This window comes from Haemophilus parainfluenzae, assembly GCF_014931375.1.
In the GTDB taxonomy this organism is placed as follows: domain Bacteria; phylum Pseudomonadota; class Gammaproteobacteria; order Enterobacterales; family Pasteurellaceae; genus Haemophilus_D.
In genome coordinates, this window is sequence record NZ_CP063117.1 from 683,828 (window position 1) to 702,992 (window position 19,165).

Below are 19,165 nucleotides of genomic sequence, written 5' to 3' on the forward strand. Positions count from 1 at the left end.
TATTGTTAATGATTTATATAAATATTTTATATAAAAATTCTTGGACATTATGTCCGTTATATCCATTGAACTATATAAGGAGTTCTGAATGAGTGCATTAGTTACATTGCTAGCTAATATTGTTGCGCCATTGCAACGTCAATTTATTAACTTTATCCGCATTGCGATTTGTGTTGTGATGGTTTGGATTGGAGGTTTAAAAGTTTGCCAGTATGAGGCAGATGGTATCGCACACTTTGTGTCAAATAGTCCTTTTTTAAGCTTCCTTTACAAAAACGGTGCAAATGAAGTGACAAATGATAAGGGTGTTTTAGTAAAAGAATATACCTTATATAAAAACCCTGAAGGCAAAATGGTCGCAAAAAATATCGAATGGCATAAAGCCAACGGCACCTATACCGCTTCTTATATTATTGGCGCAATCATTGTGACAATTGGTATTTTAGTATTAGCAGGAATTTGGTCTCCAACATTAGGTTTATTTGGGGGCTTACTCACCTTTGGCATGTCGATAGTCACGCTGTCGTTCCTGATATTTACGCCAGAAACCTGGGTGCCTAATTTAGGAGGGGACTTCCCAACCCCTAATTATGGCTTCCCATATCTCTCAGGTGCTGGCCGACTCGTGATTAAAGATATTATTATGATGGCTGGTGGCTTAGTTGCTGCAGCAGAATGTGCAAAACGCTATTTAGAGAATAAAAAGCAGTTTGCTTAATTAGTTTATTTAAAAGGCTTGCTGAGATAAATAGCAAGCCTTTTTACTTAGACATAAAAAGAGATGGGTAAATAATGTTCATGTGTCAATCTTGATGATACGATATCAAGAACCTGCACACCACGCATTTAGCAAAATTAATTGCACCTAACAAATTCTGGAAATGATATTAGCTTATTAAGGTGATTACATCATGAAAAAAAACATTACAGCTAAAATATATAAGATAACTGAATACCCAGATGTCAATGAATTGTGTGAGTTAAAGATTAACAATAGTAATATTCTCTTTTTACGTTCTGTTCTATTGTCTAATAATAAGTTTTATGAAGATAAAAATGGAAATTGGTTACTAATGTTTTTTATCGGTGAAAAATATGAACAAAGTATGTTTGTTGATTTTTCAAAAATAGAATTAGATTATAAGAAATATTCTATTTTATCAGTTTCAAAATTAATTATTGATGATTCTTTTTTTCAATGATGCTATTGCAGAAGAAATCTCTCTAGAGATAAGAAAGTCAAAAGCCATAAAGAAAAATGATTTTATAGAGTATCCATCTCATTATGAGCATATTGATGGCAGAGGAATGGGATTCTATTCTCGAATACCAGAGCAAGAATATAATTTTAAACGGAGACTTATTCTGTTAGCGTTGGCTCATGCTTATTTGGGGGCTATTGAAAATATAAGCAATAGGCTTTCTGAGAGTATTTGTTGTCAGGATGATGTTGATAAGTTAAGACAGCTATATATAGAGGCTACAAAGTTTAAGGCGGTATTTTTATTCCATCAGCCAGTTGTTATGAGAAATATTAGTTTGATTGAAACATGGAAGTACTTGGATAATGTTTTTGACATAAATCAAAACTCAGATGAGTTGTTGGAGCAGTTATCTAGTGTGCATTACATCTTGAATTTGGATGAGGATAAAAAGCGGAAAGAAATAGAGAAATTAGCACATGAAAAACAAGATAAATGGAATATGAGGTTTACAATATTTGCTATATTAATTAGTTTGTTGGATTTAATAGAATTGTTTAAGTAAAGTTTAGCTAATTGTAATTATGATATCTACTTTATAAAATTATTGGAAAGTGATCTATTTAACTTTATAAATGAAAAAACGGTCAAAAATCACAACGAATTTTGACCGCTCTTTTTATTACTTTTACTTACGTATTATTTTTGTTTTTTCAAAAACTCAACGCCAGTGTCTGGGAAGTCAGTGAATACACCGGTTGCACCAGATTTATTCAATAACGCATCGTACATTTGATTTACGTCAGTGAAGAATTCAGGTAACGCATCTTTACGCACTGTGTATGGGTGTAATTCCACTTTGTATTGTGCGAGTTCTTTCACTAATGGAGTATACACAATGTTGCCTGGTTTAGATTTTTCTTTATCCACTAACATATACCAGCCTGGGCCAACACCGTCAGCATATTTCACCACTTCAGCCATTGCACCTGGTTTGAACATCCAATCGTAATCGTAGTTCACCCATTTGCCTTTCGCATCTTTTTCTTCAGTTTCATGCCAGTCGGTGTATGCCACTAATTGAACAAGTTTTAAATCCATGCCCATTTTTGGTAGCAATTCGTTTTTGATACGTTTTAACTCATTGAAGTCGAAGGTTTGTAAGTAAACCATGTCAGATTTCTTATCGTAACCGTATTTTTTCAACACTTTAAGGGTTTCAACTGCAATGTCTTTGCCATTTTGGTGGTGGAACCAAGGTGCTTTGATTTCAGGGTAGATACCCACTTTTTTACCGGTAGATTTTTCTAAACCTTGGATGAATTCTAACTCATCTTCAAAAGTATGGATTTTGAAGTGTGATTTCCAAAGTGGGAAACGACCTGGATATACTGCAACTTGTTTACCATCTTTAGTTTCAAAGTTTTCAGTCATATTTAAACTTTGAATTTCTTTTAAGGTGAAGTCGATTACATAGTAGCGACCATCTTTACGATGACGATTTGGGAATTTTTTCGCTACGTCAGTTAAGCCGTCTAAGAAGTGGTCATGGATAACAACCAAACGACCATCTTTTGTCATCGCTAAGTCTTGTTCTAAGTAGTCTGCGTGCTGTGCAAATGCAAGCGCTTTAGACTCAAGTGTATGCTCTGGTAAGTAACCACTTGCACCACGGTGAGCAATGATAATTTTGTCTGATTTCATAGTGTCCACAGAAGAGTGTGCGCTACATCCTGCAAGTACGCCTGCAGCTAATAAAGAAAGCGCTAAAGTTTTGAGTTTCATGGTGTGTTCTCCTTGATTTACTTATTACATCTTGGTTTCATGTCGTAAAAATAGATTTCACTAATTTCACGGTCATATCCTGGATAAAATCCTTTTGGCATCCCTAACACAATTTGTTTGCCTCGGTTTGCATGGACAAGCAGTTGTTTCGTTTTCGGATTCACATTCAAGCCTTCGACTTCGCCGACATCTCGAATGTCATTCAATGTTTTTTCTAAAACAACGCGAGCTTCATTATTTTTATCTGAAATTTCTACACGATAAATATGATCGGGTTCTTTTTCATCTGCCGTACCATCATCAGATGTGACGTAGAGATCACCGTTATAGGCATAAACCCCTTGAATCCATTGTGGAACAGGTTGTAAATGCACTTTACGTTTATATTTACCTGTTGAAAGATCATATTCATATAAATAACGGCCACTTTCTTCACCGACCCAAGATGCCATCCAAACTGAATTGTGAACGGTATCTACGGTGATGCCGGAAACTTCGACTTGACCTGACTCAGGATTAAAATCAACTGATCTTTTTAATGCGAGGGTTTCGGGATCGTGAATCGCAATTTGAATATTTTTACCTACGCCGGCATCAAACCATTCGGAGGAAACATAAAGTTCATTGTTGTAGATATCAATGTCGCCAATGTGATTGGCTTCTTTTTGATAGCCGACAAAAGGATCTTTATTTTCTTTAATCAGTTTTCCATCCATATCGTATTTGGCGAGCGTTTTACTGCCCGATACATATAAATATTTACCATCAGTGGTAATGCCTTGACGTCCATTGACTTCGAGCACCTTGTCTAATTTATAAGTATAAGCGGGGAGGGCTGAACGATAGGGCGCTTCACAAGTTTGATTTGCGAATGCTGCATTTGCCATAACTGCCGCGCCTAACATAATGGTTAATTTATTCAATTTCATCACATTATCTCCTTTTAAAGTGCGGTTAAAAATTCAGTTGTTTTTGTAATAAAAAAGGCGGCAAGCCTTCGCCTGTCGCCTTTAATTTATAGATTATTTACCGTAGGTATCACCTAATTTAGCTTTATGTTTACCTTCTTCAACCATTACGATGAAGAGTAATAACACCGCTAAGACACCACCACCGATCATGACGTAGAAACCGCCGTCCCAGCCATAGTGTTGTGCTGCCCAACCGATAACAGCTGATGCTGATACTGTACCGCCTAAGTAACCGAATAAACCGGTGAAACCTGCTGCTGTACCAGCTGCTTTTTTCGGTGCAAGCTCAAGCGCGTGTAAGCCGATTAACATTACAGGGCCGTAGATTAAGAAGCCGATTAAGGTCATTAAGATGAAGTCAGTTAATTGATATGGGTTTTCATACCAAGCTGAGTAGTTTGCAAGCTCTGCTTCAGGTGTAGCTGGGTTCATCCAGTATGCTACTACTGCTAAAGTAGTTAAGATCATGAAGATGAAACCGGTTAAACCACGTTTACCTTTGAATACATGGTCAGATACCCAACCACAAAGTAATGTACCTGGAACCGCTGCTAATTCATAAATGGTGTATGCCCATGCGGTACCTTTGATGTTGAAGTGTTTTACTTCACTTAAGTAAACCGGAGACCATTTCAATACGCCGTAGCGGATTAAGTATACGAATACGTTAGCAATCGCGATGTACCATAACAATTTGTTTTTCAATACATAGGTTACGAAGATTTCTTTTGTACTTAAATCGTTTTCGTAAGTTTTTTCGTTATAGTCATCTGGGTAGTCATTACGCCATTTTTCGATTGATGGTAAACCACAAGATTGCGGAGTATCACGCATGACGAAGTAAACTGGAATTGCACAGATCATTGCTGCAATACCCGGATAGTAGAGGGATTGTTGCCAAATGTCTTTTGCTTGTGCTTCAATGCCGTGAGTGCTGAAGAACACTGCACTTGCCAATAGCACCATTGCACCCGGCATCATACCACCGATGTTGTGCGCGGTATTCCAGATAGATACGATAGTACCGCGTTCTGATTTAGACCACCAGTGTACCATTGTACGACCACATGGAGGCCAACCCATACCTTGGAACCAACCATTTAAGAAGATCATTACCCACATGATGGCAATGCCTGAAGTTGCCCATGGGAATAAACCCATCATGGTCATACAAAGACCAGAAAGCAATAAACCAAATGGTAAGAATACACGAGGGTTCGAACGGTCAGACATACCTGCCATTACGAACTTAGATAAACCGTAGGCAAGACCAGCCGCTGAGCCGATAACACCTAATTCCGCTTTTGAGTACAAGCCGGCTTGAATTAAACCAGGTTGTGCTAAGTCAAAGTTTGCACGTACAAAATAGTAAGCGGCATAACCAAAGAAGATCCCTGCAAACACTTGCCAACGTAAGCGTTTATACGTGGAATCAATTTTCTCCGCTGGAAGTTCCGCAATATGCGGAGCGGGTTTAAATGGTCCAAACATAATTTCTCTCCAAAATCATTTTAATTATGAGTCCACCCCCATGATGGGGATAGCGTGCATGATAAAATAAAAATAGAAATTAAAAAGAGAAATAATTCAAAAATGTGATGCATTTCACAAAATATTTTTTAACAAATGAGCGAATTCGAAAATTGTGTGATCTATCTCACAAAACAGCTTTCTTTTTCGCTCAGAATGTTGTGAATTTAACCGCTCTCCCATACAATAGCCATGGAATTTGTAACGGTTTTTACGTTTCTTTTTATTAATATTTTGGCTTTGGGGGTAACAATGGGATTATCGCCTAATATGTATCGTGATGTGGGTGATTTTTCACCTATCTCGACGGATGTGATTATCATTGGTGGTGGTGCAACAGGTGCGGGTATTGCTCGTGACTGTGCATTGCGTGGAATTAACTGTATTTTATTAGAGCGTCGTGATATTGCGACAGGCGCAACAGGTCGTAACCATGGTTTGTTACATAGTGGTGCGCGTTATGCCGTAAACGATCAAGAATCAGCAGAAGAATGTATTAAAGAAAATAAAATTCTGCGCAATATCGCTCGTCACTGTGTGGATGAAACAGAAGGTTTATTTATTACCTTACCTGAAGATTCCCTTGATTATCAAAAAACCTTCATCGAAAGTTGTACCAAATCCGGTATTGAAGCTGTCGCCATTGATCCTAAACTAGCCCAAATTATGGAACCATCAGTAAACCCTGATTTAGTTGGTGCCGTTGTAGTGCCAGATGGTTCAATCGACCCTTTCCGTTTAACGGCTTCTAACGTGATGGATGCCACCGAAAATGGTGCGAAAATGTTCACTTATTGCGAAGTGAAAAGCTTAATTCGCGAAGGTGGCAAAGTAATCGGTGTGGATGTTTACGATCACAAAAATCGCGTAAACCGTAAATTCTTTGCGCCATTAGTCGTCAATGCTGGTGGTATTTGGGGACAAGGCATCGCAGAATATGCGGATCTCAAAATCAAAATGTTCCCGGCAAAAGGTGCATTACTTGTCATGGGGCATCGTATCAACAAAATGGTGATTAACCGTTGCCGTAAACCGGCAGATGCGGATATTCTTGTACCGGGTGATACTATTTGCGTTATCGGTACAACCTCTAGCCGTATTCCTTACGATCAAATTGACAACATGGAAGTGACTCCGGAAGAAGTGGATATCTTATTCCGTGAAGGGGAAAAACTCGCGCCGAGCTTGCGTCATACTCGTGTATTACGTGCTTATGCGGGCGTACGTCCGTTAGTAGCGTCTGATGATGACCCATCAGGTCGTAATGTGAGTCGTGGTATTGTGTTACTTGACCACGCAGAACGTGACGGCTTAGACGGCTTTATCACTATCACTGGCGGTAAATTAATGACTTACCGTTTAATGGCAGAATGGGCAACGGATCTCGTTTGTAAAAAACTCAACAAAACAGCACGTTGTACGACAGCTGAACGTCCATTGCCAGGTTCAAGCGAAAGCCGAGCAGAAACCAATCAGAAAGTCATTTCACTTCCAAGTCCGATTCGTTATTCAGCGGTGTATCGTCATGGTTCTCGTGCAACTCGTTTATTAGATAAAGAACGTCTTGATCGTTCAATGGTGTGTGAATGTGAAGCAGTAACAGCGGGTGAAGTCCGTTATGCTGTTGATGAATTAAATGTGAATAACTTAGTGGATTTACGTCGCCGTACTCGTGTGGGTATGGGGACTTGCCAAGCTGAGCTTTGCGCATGCCGTGCGGCGGGTTTAATGAACCGTTTTGAAGTGGCAACACCTCGTCAATCTACCACGCAATTAACCTCTTTCATGGAAGAGCGTTGGCGCGGTATCGAGCCTATTGCATGGGGTGAAGCGATTCGTGAAGCCGAATTTACTTCATGGATGTATAGCAGTGTGTTGGGCTTAAATGATGTTCAACCGCTTGAAATTGACAAACAGCAAGGGACGGATAACAATGAATTTTGATGTAGTGATTATTGGTGGCGGCCTTGCAGGTTTAACTTGCGGCATCGTTCTACAAGAACAAGGCAAACGTTGTGTCATTATTAATAACGGCCAAGCGGCGATTGATTTTGCATCTGGCTCATTGGATTTATTAAGCCGTTTACCAAATGGAGCGTTTGTTAAAAATATTCCTGAAAGTTTGACCGCACTTTCAGCTCAATTACCGCAACATCCATACAGCATTATGGGTGCAGAACGCGTATTAGCGAAAGCGCAAGATTTCGAAAAATTAGCGGAGTCGTTAAATTTAGATTTAGTTGGCTCAAGTGCAGAAAATCATCTTCGCGTAACGGGTTTAGGTAGCTTACGTGGTGCATGGCTTTCACCAAATAGTGTGCCAACCGTACAAGGCGAAACGCCATTCCCGTATAAAAAAATTGCGGTTTTAGGCATTGAAGGCTATCACGATTTCCAACCAGAATTATTGGCAGATAACCTTACACTCAATCCACAATTTGCTCATTGTGAAGTGAAAACGGGCTTTTTAAATATTCCTGAATTGGATCAGTTACGTGCCAATTCGCGTGAATTCCGCAGTGTGAACATTGCGCAAGTTTTAGAATATAAACTGAAATTTGATGATCTTGTGGCTGAAATGAAAGACGCCGCGAAAGGTACAGAAGCGATTTTCTTACCCGCTTGTTTCGGTTTAGAAAATCAAGAGTTTATGGAGTCACTTCGTAAAGCAACTGGCTTGCCATTATTTGAATTGCCAACTTTACCGCCTTCTTTATTAGGTATGCGTCAACGTATTCAATTACGCCATCGTTTTGAGAAATTAGGCGGATTAATGATGAATGGTGATAGCGCATTAAAAGCTCATTTTCATGGCAACAAAGTTCGTGCTATTCAAACGCGTTTGCACGAAGAGGAAGAAATCACGGCTGAGCATTTTGTCTTAGCTTCCGGCAGTTTCTTCAGTAAAGGTTTAGTCTCTGAATTCGATAAAATCTACGAGCCGGTATTCCATTCAGATATCATCGGTGTAGAAGGTTTTAACGATACTGATCGCTTTACTTGGACTGATCATCGTTTCTCAAATCCACAACCGTACCAATCTGCGGGCGTGGCGATTAATGCGAAATGCCAAGTTCAAAAGGGCGGTCAATTTTTAACGAATTTATATGCAGTGGGTAATGTGATTGGTGGTTTCAATGCACTAGAACTCGGTTGTGGTTCAGGCGTGGCAGTGGTAACAGCGCTTGCTGTTGCTGATGAAATTCTTCACAACACACATTAAGGAGGCGTTATGAACATTCAACAATTAATTGAAAATGCAAAACAATCCCTTAATGCACCACAGCATCATCATGCTTTTGATGAAAGTTTTGAGAGCTGCATTAAATGTACGGCGTGTACAGCAGTGTGTCCGGTTTCGCGTCAAAATCCAAACTATCCGGGTCCAAAACAATCAGGCCCGGATGGTGAGCGTTTACGCTTAAAATCAGCCGAGCTTTATGATGAAGCATTGAAATACTGCACTAACTGTAAACGTTGTGAAATTGCGTGTCCGTCTGATGTAAAAATTGGTGACATTATCGTTCGCGCAAGAAACAAATACCTTGCTCAACAACACAAACCAGCCGTGCAAAAATTACGTGATGCGATTTTAAGTAACACCGATATTATGGGGTCACTTAATACACCACTTGCGCCGATTGTTAATACCATCACCGGTTTGAAAGCAACAAAATTTGTGTTGGAAAAAGCGTTAAAAATCAGCCGTCATCGTACGTTACCAAAATATTCCTTTGGTACGTTCCGTAGCTGGTATATGAAGAAAATGGTGGAAAGCCAACAAAAATTTGAACGCAAAGTGGCGTATTATCACGGCTGTTATGTGAACTACAATAATCCACAATTAGGTAAAGAATTTATTCAAGTGTTCAATGCTATGGACATTGGTGTGGTGTTATTGGAAAAAGAAAAATGCTGTGGTTTGCCATTGAGCGTGAACCAATTCCCAGAACGTGCGAAAAAAATCGCACAATTTAATACCGATTACATCAGCAAAATGGTGGATGAAAATGGCTTAGATGTGATCAGTGAAGCATCAAGTTGTTCCCTAAATTTACGTGATGAATATCATCATATTTTAGGTATCGACAATGCCAAGGTTCGTCCGCATATTCACATGGTTACACCATTCTTATATCAACTCTTTAAAGAAGGTAAAACCTTACCACTTAAACCACTCAAATTGCGTGTGGCTTATCACACTGCATGTCACGTGGATAAAGCAGGTTGGGCACCATACACCTTGGAAGTGTTAAAACAAATTCCAGGTTTAGAAGTTGTGATGTTACCATCACAATGTTGTGGTATTGCAGGAACATACGGTTTCAAAGAAGAAAACTACGAGGTTTCCCAATCTATCGGTAAAAACTTATTCGATAACATCAATGCAGGTGGATTTGATTACGTGATTTCTGAATGCCAAACTTGTAAATGGCAGATCGATATGTCATCTAACGTGACTTGTATCCATCCATTGACGTTATTGTGTATGTCGATGAATCAAGCTTAGTGAAAAGAGCGGAAACTGATAAAAAAGTGACCGCTCTTTTTGTTATTCAATCCAATATGGAGAATTAATTATGCAAAAAATCTTCAAGGTTTCTTTACTTGCTGTGCTTTCATCTCTTGCAGTAAACAGCTTCGCCAGCACGGCAGAAGTGAAAGTGCTTGAGCCTCAATTAAATTATCAACAACTTCTTACTCAAAGACAGGTTGTGGATGAGTTGCTTGAACAAGCGGTGAAAATCCAAAACTCACCGGCTCGTGTTTCAAATGCAGGTTTTACCGCGAAACTTCCTTCCAATATGGAGCGTATTGCGGATCTTTTATTAGAAGCGTATAAGCTTGAGCCTTATCGTGTGGATTTTTTGTTTGGTGCAGCGAATGCCAATATTTATAACGGTAATACAGATAAAGCCATTGAGCTTTACCAAAAAGTGCTTGATGTGGCGCCAGATGATGTGAAAGCACACACTTACTTGGCCGCATGGAATCGTTTTAAAGGCGATCAAGCGGAAGCGACAAAACATTTAGAACGCTTAAAACAACTTTCACCTGAAAGTGCGAGCAAATTAGAGAAAGTTTTTGCCGTAATTGACAAAGCAGCTAATCAACCAATTACCGACAAACTCGAAACCAAGTTACCAGAGCAATCGGCGATTATTACATTGGGCTATGCGTTAAATCCAGACGGCAGCATGCATGATATTTTAGTGCAACGTTTAGAAAAAACCTTAGAAATTGCGAATCAAAATCCAGATGCGTTAATTATTGTGACAGGCGGTGTGCCGCAAAACAATAAAACAGAAGGGGATTTGATGAAACAATGGTTGATTGAGAAAGGCGTTGATGCAAGCCGTATTTATTCTGATAACTATGCACGTTCAACAGTCGAAAATGCGCTTTTCTCTCGTTACTCTTTAGCGAAACACAAAATCAAACATGCCGTGTTGATTAGCTCAGGTAGCCATGTTCGTCGTGGACAAGCATTATTTGAAATTGCCACACAAGAATCCGGTCCACAAGGTCTTGTAATTGAAACGGTCGCCGCATTAGATAAACCGTTAGATCAGTTACAAAAAATTACGGAGAAAGACTTGCTGGGTATTTATCGCGATAGCTTAAAAACCATGGGATTGCCAATGTTTAACAGTGGGGCATTACAAGATTAATTAATTTCCTAAAAACAAAAGTGCGGTGAAATTTCACCGCACTTTTTTATTTTCTCTTTTGATTAAAGAATATGTTGATATTGTTCTAACATTTCTTTTGGCCATACGCTTGATTGCACTTCACCAATGTGTTTTTTGTGAAGTAAAAGCATTGCCATACGAGATTGACCGATACCGCCACCGATAGTGAGAGGTAATTTACCGTTTAATAAATCTTGGTGCCAATCCATTTTTAAGCGATCTTCATCACCGGTTAAACTAACTTGTAAACGTAACGCGGATTCATCCACACGAATACCCATTGAAGAAAGCTCAAATGCTTTACCTAACTCAGCGTTCCACACCAAAATATCACCGTTTAAGCCTTTGTAGCCGTTTTCAGATTCTGTTGTCCAGTCATCGTAGTCTGGGGCACGGCCATCATGTGGTTTACCGTCTGACAATTTGCCACCGATACCAATTAAGAACACGGCGCCATATTCTTTACAAATGGCGTTTTCACGCTCTTTGCTTGAAAGATCTGGGTAGCGTTTCACTAAATCTTCACTGTGAACGAAGGTGATTTCTTTTGGCAAGCTTGATGGGATATCAAAGCGAGCTTCTACGGCTAATTCAGTTAAACGGATTGCACGATAGATAGAACGTACCGTTTCTTTTAAATAAGCAAAGTTACGGCGACCTTCAGGAATCACTTTTTCCCAGTCCCATTGGTCCACATAAACAGAGTGAGTTTGATCCAATGAATCTTCATCTGGACGTAATGCTTTCATATGAACAAATAAGCCTTCACCTTCTTTAAAGTGGAAACGAGCGAGAGTATGGCGTTTCCATTTAGCCAATGAGTGAACCACTTCATAAACCGCATTTGGGATACATTTCACGTTTACTTGAACAGCTTTCTCAATGCCTGATAAGTTATCTTGCATACCGTTACCAACTTCACTAAGGATTGGACCTTGTACTTCGATAATGCCAAGTTGTTCAATCAAGTTTTGAGTAAAGGTGTTCTTCACAAAGCTAATTTCTTGTTGTTGTAAAATAAACGTCTTTTTCATATTTATCCTTCTTTTTATAATAACTGGTAAGATTTGTTGAGCATTATTCAATAAAATGACAAATTATTTCAAGTAATTTCTTTACATTGTTTTAAATGTTGAATATTATCAAAAATAAATAAGATATTTTGAAAAAGATCTAATAAGGAGTGTTTTATGAACAATATCGATACACTTGATCGCCAAATTCTCCGTGTGCTGACTAAAGATGCTCGTACACCTTATGCAGAAATGGCCAAAAACTTTGGCGTGAGCCCGGGGACAATTCATGTTCGTGTAGAGAAAATGCGTCAGTCTGGCCTGATTGAAGGCACAAAAGCGATTATTGATGAGCGTAAGTTGGGTTACGATGTGTGTTGCTTTATTGGCATTATTTTGAAAAGTGCAAAAGATTATGAAAAAGTGATTAAAAAGCTAGACACCTTTGATGAAGTGGTGGAAGCCTATTACACCACGGGAAATTATTCTATTTTTATCAAAGTGATGACACACACCATTGCTGAATTACATTCCGTGCTGGCGACTAAGATCCAGTTAATTGATGAGATTCAATCAACGGAAACCTTGATTTCCATGCAAAATCCTATTTTACGAGACATTAAACCTTAAATGTCATCGAAACAATAAAGGCGTGTTTGATACACGCCTTTGCTTTTTTTGATTAACGATAACGATCGAGGAATTTGTAATAGAGTACGCCGATCTTGGTGGCTAAGTTTTTGAGGGATTTTCCACCGTAAAACGAAGGCACTTTCAATCCTTCAAAAATTCTCAAACGTTCGTCATTGCCTAAAATCGCTTCGGCAATAATGCGTCCAGCAAGTCCAGTGAGTGCGACACCGTGTCCAGAATAGCCTTGAGCAAAATAAATGTGCGGTGAGATACGCCCGAAATGTGGGCTTGCGTTGAGTGTCATATCAATCGGTCCAGCCCAGCCATAGTCAATTTTGACGTTTTCCAATTGAGGGAAAACATGCAACATATTGCCACGCATAATTTTTACCATATCTTTTTCAGAACTCGAGTCACTACCAAATAACAAACGGTTATCCGCACTCAAACGATAGTAATCGAGCAAGATATTATTATCACAAACAGACATGCCATTATTGATCACGGAATCAGCTGTAGCTTGATCTAAGGGTTCGGTCGCAATAATAAAGCTTTCTACTGGCAAAATTTTACGATTAATGCCTCGATGAATGGATTTTGGTAGCGCATCAATATAAGCGTTGGTGGCTAAAATAACGTCTTGAGAAATGACCGCACTTTTATCGGTTTTAACTTCAATACAACCTGATTTTTCCACTAAATCCACAACGGGTGATTGCTCGTAAATCTGCACGCCCAAATCTAAGCAGGCTTTTGCTAAGCCTAAGCAATAGTTTAATGGGTGTAAGTGGCCAGAATTGCTATCGTATAAACCGCCTACATAAATATCACTGCCTAGATGTTGTTTCAGTTTGGCCTTATCCCAAAGTTGCATTTTGTCATAGCCAAAAGTCGCGTGGCTGGCTTTTTCCATTTCAATGAGATCGTCCATTCGACGTTCATTTAACGCCAATGTGGCATAGCCTTTTTTCCAATCGCATTGAATACCATATTTCGCAATGCGTTCATCAATAATATCAATGGCTTCTAGCGACATATTCCAAAGTTGTTTCGCTTTATCAAAGCCTACTTGAGCAATATATTCATCAATGCCTTCTTCAAAACCGTTGATGGCTTGACCGCCACTTCTACCAGATGCACCAAATCCGACTCGCGCGCCTTCTAGCACAATCACTTTTTTGCCTTTTTCTGCTAATTCAAGGGCAGCAGATAAGCCAAAGAAACCCGCACCGATGACACAAACATCCGCTTCTTCTTGCTGAGAGAGAGGCGGCAGTTCAAAGGTTTGATTCCGACTATCGAGATAATAAGATTTGACGTGTTCTTGATGAGCAAATTCGAGCATAGTTGATGACTGATTAACATAAAATAGAGATGAGAGAAATCTTACCCTGATGGGAAAATATGTCAAACCTTTTGCAAAAAAGGTGCTATACTCCCCAAGTTTACATAGGTAAACGATTGCTTAAGGTTTGTTTTGATTGTCCTGAGGAGGTCAATAAATTGAAAAAAAATGCTGTTCAATACATTAAATCTCTTTGTCTGTCTGCCGTCGCATTCGTCGCAACCTCTGCGGCATTTGCTGCTGAAAAACTTTATGTTTATAACTGGACTGACTATGTGCCATCTAATTTGGTTGCGGAATTTACCAAAGAAACCGGCATTGAAGTGATTTATTCAACATTTGAAAGTAATGAAGAAATGTATGCTAAATTGAAGCTGACCTCTAGTACAGGTAGTGGTTATGATTTAGTTTTCCCATCAAGCTATTACGTCAATAAAATGGCGAAAGAAGACATGTTACAAGAGCTTGATCACAGCAAATTAAGTAATTTTAAACAAATTCCAGCAAATTTATTAAACAAGGAATTTGACCCAAATAACAAATATTCTCTGCCTTACGTTTATGGCTTAACCGGTATCGGCGTGAATGCGGATGATATTGACCCAAGCAAAATTACGAGTTGGGCTGATTTATGGAACCCAGAATTTAAAGGCAAGGTATTATTAACCAGTGATGCGCGTGAAGTGTTCCACATTGCATTACTTTTAGATGGCAAATCACCCAATACCACGAATGAAGAAGACATTAAAGCGGCTTATGAGCGCTTAGTGAAATTATTACCAAATGTGGTGACCTTTAACTCTGACTCGCCAGAAGTGCCGTTTGTTCAAGGTGAAGCTTCTATCGGTATGTTATGGAATGGTTCGGCTTATTTAGCACACAAAGAAAATCCAAGTATCCAATTTGTGTATCCAAAAGAAGGCGCGATTTTCTGGATGGATAACTACGCGATTCCAAAAGGTGCGAAAAATACAGAGGGCGCTTATAAATTTATCGACTTCTTACTTCGTCCTGAAAATGCGAAATTAGTGGTTGAAAAAATGGGCTTCTCAATGCCAAATGAAGGCGTGAAAGCGTTACTTTCACCTGAAATGGCGAATAACCCAACCTTGTTCCCATCTGCTGAAAACATTGAAAAAGGCATTATGCAAGGCGATGTGGGTGAAGCAGTGGACATTTACGAAAAATATTGGAATAAATTAAAAACCAATTAATCAAATATTGATGAAAAGTGCGGTGAATTTGACCGCACTTTTGCTTTGTAAAGGATGACAAATGAGTTTTCTTGAGCGACTTTTTCATGCAATCTTGTTTGAAACCACGGTTGTGTTGCTTTCTGTTTTCGCTTTGTATTTCTTTACAGAAGAAAGTGTTTCTATTCTCTTTGGGTCCATGGTACTGGTTTCCTTAACCGCCATGCTATGGAACCTCGTCTTTAATTATTTTCTTGATAAAGTCTTTACGGGGCCGCGAGAAAAGCGAGGCGTCATATTTCGTACTTTACATGCCATTTCATTTGAGGGCGGTTTGCTTATTTTCACCGTGCCGATCATTGCTTACTTTTTAAAAGTGGATTGGATAACGGCTTTTATGATGGATTTCAGCTTAACGGTGATGGTGACCGTTTATACCTTTATTTTTAATTGGGTGTATGATCATGCGCGATTGCTGTTTATTAAGCGTGAATGATGCAATAGGTAAGAGAAGAAAGAAAAAAGTGCGGTCAAAATCTAAAATGTTTTTGACCGCACTTTGACTTTTTAGGGCATGAAAAGCTGCCCTTTTCTTTATTAAAGTTTTTCCACTAACTCAATGGCGGCACCAATATAGGTTGCAGGAGTGAGTTGTTGTAAACGTGCTTTTTCATCTGCTGGGATAGCCAGTTTTTCGATGAATTCACGCATTGCTTTTTCATCAACACGTTTACCACGTGTAAGCTCTTTTAATTTTTCATATGGTTTTTCAATACCATATCGACGCATCACCGTTTGAATTGGCTCAGCTAAAACTTCCCAGTTTTGGTTGAGTTCATCACGGAGATGTTGTTCGTTCACTTCTAATTTGCTGATACCTTTACGCGTTGCGGCATACGCAATTAAGCAATAACCTAAACCCACACCTAAATTACGTAATACAGTGGAGTCGGTTAAGTCACGTTGCCAGCGAGAAATTGGTAATTTTTGACCTAGGTGAGTCATCACGGCATTGGCTAAACCTAAGTTACCTTCTGAGTTTTCGAAGTCGATAGGATTCACTTTATGTGGCATGGTGGATGAACCAATTTCACCTGCGATAGTGCGTTGTTTAAAGTGATTTAACGCAATGTAGCCCCATAAGTCACGATCGAAGTCGATGATGATGGTATTAAAACGTACCACGGCATCAAAGTATTCAGCAATATAATCGTGAGGTTCAATTTGCGTAGTGTATGGGTTCCAATCTAAACCTAATGAAGTGACAAATTCTTCACTGAATTTATGCCAGTTAATATTTGGATAAGCTGATAAATGCGCATTGTAGTTACCCACAGCACCGTTGATTTTACCCAAGATTTCATTTTGTTGGAGTTGTTTGAATTGGCGTTTTAAACGGTAAACCACGTTCGCCATTTCTTTACCCACAGTACTAGGTGAGGCAGGTTGGCCGTGTGTACGAGAAAGTAATGGGATGGTTTTGTATTCGTTCGCTAGACGGGTGATTTCATCAATCAGTTTTTGCCATTCCGGTAAGAACACTTCTTCACGTGCTGTTTTTAACATTAGGGCGTGAGAAAGGTTGTTAATATCTTCCGAGGTACAAGCAAAGTGAATAAATTCAGAGACTTTGGCTAATTCTGGTAAAGCTTCACTTTTTTCTTTTAAGAAATACTCAACGGCTTTTACGTCGTGATTCGTGGTGCGCTCAATTTCTTTGATACGTTCAGCATCTTGAAGACTGAATTCTTCCACAATTTTATTAAGGTAATCGTTTGCTTCTTTGGACAAAGAAGAAACTTCTTGGATTTCAGCGGTCGCCGCCAATTTTTGTAACCAACGTACTTCCACGGTGACACGGAATTTGAGCAAGCCAAATTCACTAAAAATACCACGCAATGCAGTGGCTTTATCTTGATAACGACCGTCAATCGGGGAAAGAGCGGTTAATGCGGAAAGTTGCATAAGAGTTCTCCAAGGATTAATTTAAAGTTAAGTAGAGTTGTCGTGCCGCTTGCACTAATTTTTTACGATGAAATAACAGTTGCCATTTGCTGCCGCCGACTTGACGCCACAAAACGGCAGAACGAATGCCGGCAAGTAAACACGCACGAATTTTGTCTTGTACGCTTTGTTGCTGTAAATGATATGCCGAACCAATAATGTGGATGCGTTTGCCTAAAGGGCTAATCGTATCGACGTAAATGTTTGCCATGATAGAAAACATCTCATCATCAAATTGATTGTCGTGATAAGCAAGTTGTTCCGGTAAGCGAGCAATACGGCGGCCAAGTTCTTGTTTGATTTCAGGTTGTTTGTTTAATTTGCTCTCTAACGCTAACAAGCTGCCCCAATAATTTAATAAATTTTTATCGTTTAATTGGGTGAGTTGCTCGATAAGTGTGTTTAATCCCACTTTAAGATGTTGAACATCACCGCCAAATACGGCTAATGTATCTTCGGGTTGAGTAATGAGAAGAGAATGAATGGTGGTTTGAAATGCATCTTGGTTATCAACTTCGCCTTTTTGTGCTAATTGACTGATTAATAAGACTGATTGACAAACACCGGCAAGTGCCAGAGCCATATCATTATAATTTTTCATTGGGATTATAAATTGTGAGCTGCAGAAATTTTTGGCGTAATATAGCATTTTTACACATTGTTTTGAACTCAATCATTAAAAAACGCCCTATCTTTTGTTATCATAGCGCCAATTCAGTTTACAGAATAAAAGGATAACCAATGACAAAACCAATTGTATTCAGTGGCGTGCAGCCTTCCGGCGAATTAACTATCGGGAATTATTTAGGTGCACTTCGCAACTGGGTGAAAATGCAAGAAGATTATGAGTGTATTTTCTGTGTGGTGGATTTACATGCCATCACGGTACGTCAAGATCCTGTAGCACTTCGCAAAGCCACCCTTGATGTGCTCGCCCTTTACTTGGCTTGTGGCATTGATCCGAATAAAAGCACGATCTTCGTGCAATCTCATGTACCAGAACATACTCAATTAAGCTGGGTATTAAACTGCTACACCTATTTTGGTGAAATGAGCCGTATGACTCAATTTAAAGATAAATCAGCACGTTATGCCGAAAATATTAACGTGGGTTTATTTGATTATCCGGTTTTAATGGCAGCAGATATCTTACTTTATCAAGCGAAAAGCGTGCCAGTAGGGGATGACCAAAAACAACATTTAGAAATTACCCGTGATATTGCCGCTCGTTTTAATGCGCTTTATGGTGATATTTTCACTATTCCTGAAATCTTCTTAGGCAAAGCCGGTGCGCGTATTATGTCTTTGCAAGATCCTGATAAAAAAATGTCTAAATCTGATGATAACCGTAATAACGTGGTGACCTTGCTTGAAGATCCAAAATCGGTGGCGAAAAAAATCAAACGCGCGGTAACTGACTCGGATGAACCGCCTGTTGTACGTTATGACGTGAAAAACAAAGCGGGCGTGTCTAACTTATTAGATATCCTTTCTGCAGTGACGGATAAATCTGTGGCAGATCTTGAAAAAGAATTTGAAGGTAAAATGTACGGTCACTTAAAAACAGCGGTGGCTGACGAAGTGTCAAACTTACTTGCGGGTTTACAAGAACGTTTCTATCAATATCGTAACGATGAAGCACTTTTAGACGAGATTTTACGTCAAGGTGCAGAAAAAGCCCGCGCAAGAGCGAAAGAAACTCTTGCCAAAGTGTACGAAGCCGTCGGCTTTGTTGCTGCAAAATAATTTTAAACTTAATAAGCCGTGTTATATCACGGCTTTTTTAGATAAGGAGA

General features: G+C 39.2%; 18 protein-coding genes. 11 read left to right on the forward strand and 7 right to left on the reverse strand.

The genetic code is table 11. The features are described from left to right. The first annotated feature begins 88 nt into the window (after positions 1-88). The 3 genes from INP95_RS03310 to INP95_RS03315 all read left to right on the forward strand — a co-directional run bounded on the left by INP95_RS03310 (position 89) and on the right by INP95_RS03315 (position 1,767). Positions 89-718 (forward strand): YkgB family protein, encoded by a 630-nt coding sequence (locus INP95_RS03310; RefSeq protein WP_005697450.1) that lies wholly within the window; start codon positions 89-91, stop codon positions 716-718. A 193-nt stretch (positions 719-911) separates the two neighbouring features. Further along, complete coding sequence (locus INP95_RS09855) at positions 912-1,202, forward strand: hypothetical protein (protein ID WP_232088526.1); 291 nt, start codon at positions 912-914, stop codon at positions 1,200-1,202. After that, entirely contained in the window at positions 1,183-1,767 is a 585-nt protein-coding gene (locus tag INP95_RS03315) for a hypothetical protein (protein ID WP_232088527.1), read from the forward strand. The genes INP95_RS09855 and INP95_RS03315 overlap by 20 nt, the downstream gene beginning before the upstream one ends. Positions 1,768-1,901: 134 nt before the next feature. Here the strand turns inward: INP95_RS03315 and glpQ are convergent, their stop codons facing one another. The 3 genes from glpQ to glpT form a co-directional block, all read right to left on the reverse strand. Next, the gene (glpQ, locus tag INP95_RS03320) at positions 1,902-2,987 is read right to left on the reverse strand and encodes a glycerophosphodiester phosphodiesterase (protein WP_005697412.1); all 1,086 of its coding nucleotides are present in this window, start codon (positions 2,985-2,987) and stop codon (positions 1,902-1,904) included. 17 nt (positions 2,988-3,004) lie between these two features. Then, positions 3,005-3,916 (reverse strand): hypothetical protein, encoded by a 912-nt coding sequence (locus tag INP95_RS03325; RefSeq protein WP_049367604.1) that lies wholly within the window; start codon positions 3,914-3,916, stop codon positions 3,005-3,007. Positions 3,917-4,009: 93 nt separating this feature from the next. Then, positions 4,010-5,449 (reverse strand): glycerol-3-phosphate transporter, encoded by a 1,440-nt coding sequence (gene glpT / locus INP95_RS03330; RefSeq protein ID WP_197560897.1) that lies wholly within the window; start codon positions 5,447-5,449, stop codon positions 4,010-4,012. A gap of 291 nt (positions 5,450-5,740) precedes the next feature. Between glpT and glpA the strand changes: the two genes are divergently transcribed. From glpA to INP95_RS03350, 4 genes are all read left to right on the forward strand, one after another. Next, positions 5,741-7,432, forward strand: a complete 1,692-nt coding sequence (gene glpA / locus INP95_RS03335) for an anaerobic glycerol-3-phosphate dehydrogenase subunit A (RefSeq protein WP_197560898.1) — start codon at positions 5,741-5,743, stop codon at positions 7,430-7,432. Beyond that, entirely contained in the window at positions 7,422-8,711 is a 1,290-nt protein-coding gene (gene glpB / locus INP95_RS03340; RefSeq protein ID WP_197559937.1) for a glycerol-3-phosphate dehydrogenase subunit GlpB, read from the forward strand. The genes glpA and glpB overlap by 11 nt, the downstream gene beginning before the upstream one ends. A 9-nt stretch (positions 8,712-8,720) precedes the next feature. Beyond that, a complete protein-coding gene (glpC, locus tag INP95_RS03345) occupies positions 8,721-9,998 on the forward strand; it encodes an anaerobic glycerol-3-phosphate dehydrogenase subunit GlpC (RefSeq protein WP_054420328.1) in 1,278 nt (425 codons plus the stop codon). A gap of 70 nt (positions 9,999-10,068) precedes the next feature. Continuing rightward, entirely contained in the window at positions 10,069-11,160 is a 1,092-nt protein-coding gene (locus INP95_RS03350) for a YdcF family protein (protein WP_197560899.1), read from the forward strand. 62 nt (positions 11,161-11,222) lie between these two features. On the opposite strand, the gene asnA is transcribed toward INP95_RS03350, so the two are convergent. Next, the gene (asnA, locus tag INP95_RS03355; RefSeq protein ID WP_005697449.1) at positions 11,223-12,215 is read right to left on the reverse strand and encodes an aspartate--ammonia ligase; all 993 of its coding nucleotides are present in this window, start codon (positions 12,213-12,215) and stop codon (positions 11,223-11,225) included. A gap of 156 nt (positions 12,216-12,371) precedes the next feature. Between asnA and asnC the strand changes: the two genes are divergently transcribed. Further along, on the forward strand, positions 12,372-12,824 hold the full coding sequence (asnC, locus tag INP95_RS03360; RefSeq protein WP_005697406.1) for a transcriptional regulator AsnC: 453 nt from the start codon (positions 12,372-12,374) through the stop codon (positions 12,822-12,824). A 52-nt stretch (positions 12,825-12,876) separates the two neighbouring features. Here the strand turns inward: asnC and INP95_RS03365 are convergent, their stop codons facing one another. Further along, on the reverse strand, positions 12,877-14,172 hold the full coding sequence (locus tag INP95_RS03365) for an NAD(P)/FAD-dependent oxidoreductase (protein WP_197560900.1): 1,296 nt from the start codon (positions 14,170-14,172) through the stop codon (positions 12,877-12,879). Between the two features lie 158 nt (positions 14,173-14,330). Here INP95_RS03365 and INP95_RS03370 point away from each other — a divergent pair, with 158 nt between their 5' ends. Beyond that, positions 14,331-15,386 (forward strand): extracellular solute-binding protein, encoded by a 1,056-nt coding sequence (locus INP95_RS03370; RefSeq protein ID WP_197560901.1) that lies wholly within the window; start codon positions 14,331-14,333, stop codon positions 15,384-15,386. A gap of 61 nt (positions 15,387-15,447) precedes the next feature. After that, on the forward strand, positions 15,448-15,861 hold the full coding sequence (locus INP95_RS03375; protein ID WP_065286240.1) for a PACE efflux transporter: 414 nt from the start codon (positions 15,448-15,450) through the stop codon (positions 15,859-15,861). Positions 15,862-15,962: 101 nt separating this feature from the next. Here INP95_RS03375 and purB read toward each other — a convergent pair whose 3' ends face one another. Both purB and hflD read right to left on the reverse strand, forming a co-directional pair. Then, positions 15,963-17,330, reverse strand: a complete 1,368-nt coding sequence (purB, locus tag INP95_RS03380; RefSeq protein WP_070776008.1) for an adenylosuccinate lyase — start codon at positions 17,328-17,330, stop codon at positions 15,963-15,965. Between the two features lie 16 nt (positions 17,331-17,346). Next, positions 17,347-17,970 carry a high frequency lysogenization protein HflD gene (gene hflD, locus INP95_RS03385; RefSeq protein WP_005694773.1) on the reverse strand — a complete coding sequence of 208 codons (624 nt, stop codon included), beginning with the start codon at positions 17,968-17,970 and terminating at the stop codon, positions 17,347-17,349. A 140-nt stretch (positions 17,971-18,110) separates the two neighbouring features. Between hflD and trpS the strand changes: the two genes are divergently transcribed. Then, positions 18,111-19,115, forward strand: a complete 1,005-nt coding sequence (gene trpS / locus INP95_RS03390) for a tryptophan--tRNA ligase (RefSeq protein WP_049367590.1) — start codon at positions 18,111-18,113, stop codon at positions 19,113-19,115. Positions 19,116-19,165: the final 50 nt, after the last annotated feature.

Coding starts and splice junctions, on each gene's coding strand:
- INP95_RS03310 (WP_005697450.1), top strand. CDS start 89: ATGAGTGCATTAGTTACATTGCTAGCTAATATTGTTGCGCCATTGCAA.
- INP95_RS09855 (WP_232088526.1), top strand. CDS start 912: ATGAAAAAAAACATTACAGCTAAAATATATAAGATAACTGAATACCCA.
- INP95_RS03315 (WP_232088527.1), top strand. CDS start 1,183: ATGATTCTTTTTTTCAATGATGCTATTGCAGAAGAAATCTCTCTAGAG.
- glpQ (WP_005697412.1), bottom strand. CDS start 2,987: ATGAAACTCAAAACTTTAGCGCTTTCTTTATTAGCTGCAGGCGTACTT.
- INP95_RS03325 (WP_049367604.1), bottom strand. CDS start 3,916: ATGAAATTGAATAAATTAACCATTATGTTAGGCGCGGCAGTTATGGCA.
- glpT (WP_197560897.1), bottom strand. CDS start 5,449: ATGTTTGGACCATTTAAACCCGCTCCGCATATTGCGGAACTTCCAGCG.
- glpA (WP_197560898.1), top strand. CDS start 5,741: ATGGGATTATCGCCTAATATGTATCGTGATGTGGGTGATTTTTCACCT.
- glpB (WP_197559937.1), top strand. CDS start 7,422: ATGAATTTTGATGTAGTGATTATTGGTGGCGGCCTTGCAGGTTTAACT.
- glpC (WP_054420328.1), top strand. CDS start 8,721: ATGAACATTCAACAATTAATTGAAAATGCAAAACAATCCCTTAATGCA.
- INP95_RS03350 (WP_197560899.1), top strand. CDS start 10,069: ATGCAAAAAATCTTCAAGGTTTCTTTACTTGCTGTGCTTTCATCTCTT.
- asnA (WP_005697449.1), bottom strand. CDS start 12,215: ATGAAAAAGACGTTTATTTTACAACAACAAGAAATTAGCTTTGTGAAG.
- asnC (WP_005697406.1), top strand. CDS start 12,372: ATGAACAATATCGATACACTTGATCGCCAAATTCTCCGTGTGCTGACT.
- INP95_RS03365 (WP_197560900.1), bottom strand. CDS start 14,172: ATGCTCGAATTTGCTCATCAAGAACACGTCAAATCTTATTATCTCGAT.
- INP95_RS03375 (WP_065286240.1), top strand. CDS start 15,448: ATGAGTTTTCTTGAGCGACTTTTTCATGCAATCTTGTTTGAAACCACG.
- purB (WP_070776008.1), bottom strand. CDS start 17,330: ATGCAACTTTCCGCATTAACCGCTCTTTCCCCGATTGACGGTCGTTAT.
- hflD (WP_005694773.1), bottom strand. CDS start 17,970: ATGAAAAATTATAATGATATGGCTCTGGCACTTGCCGGTGTTTGTCAA.
- trpS (WP_049367590.1), top strand. CDS start 18,111: ATGACAAAACCAATTGTATTCAGTGGCGTGCAGCCTTCCGGCGAATTA.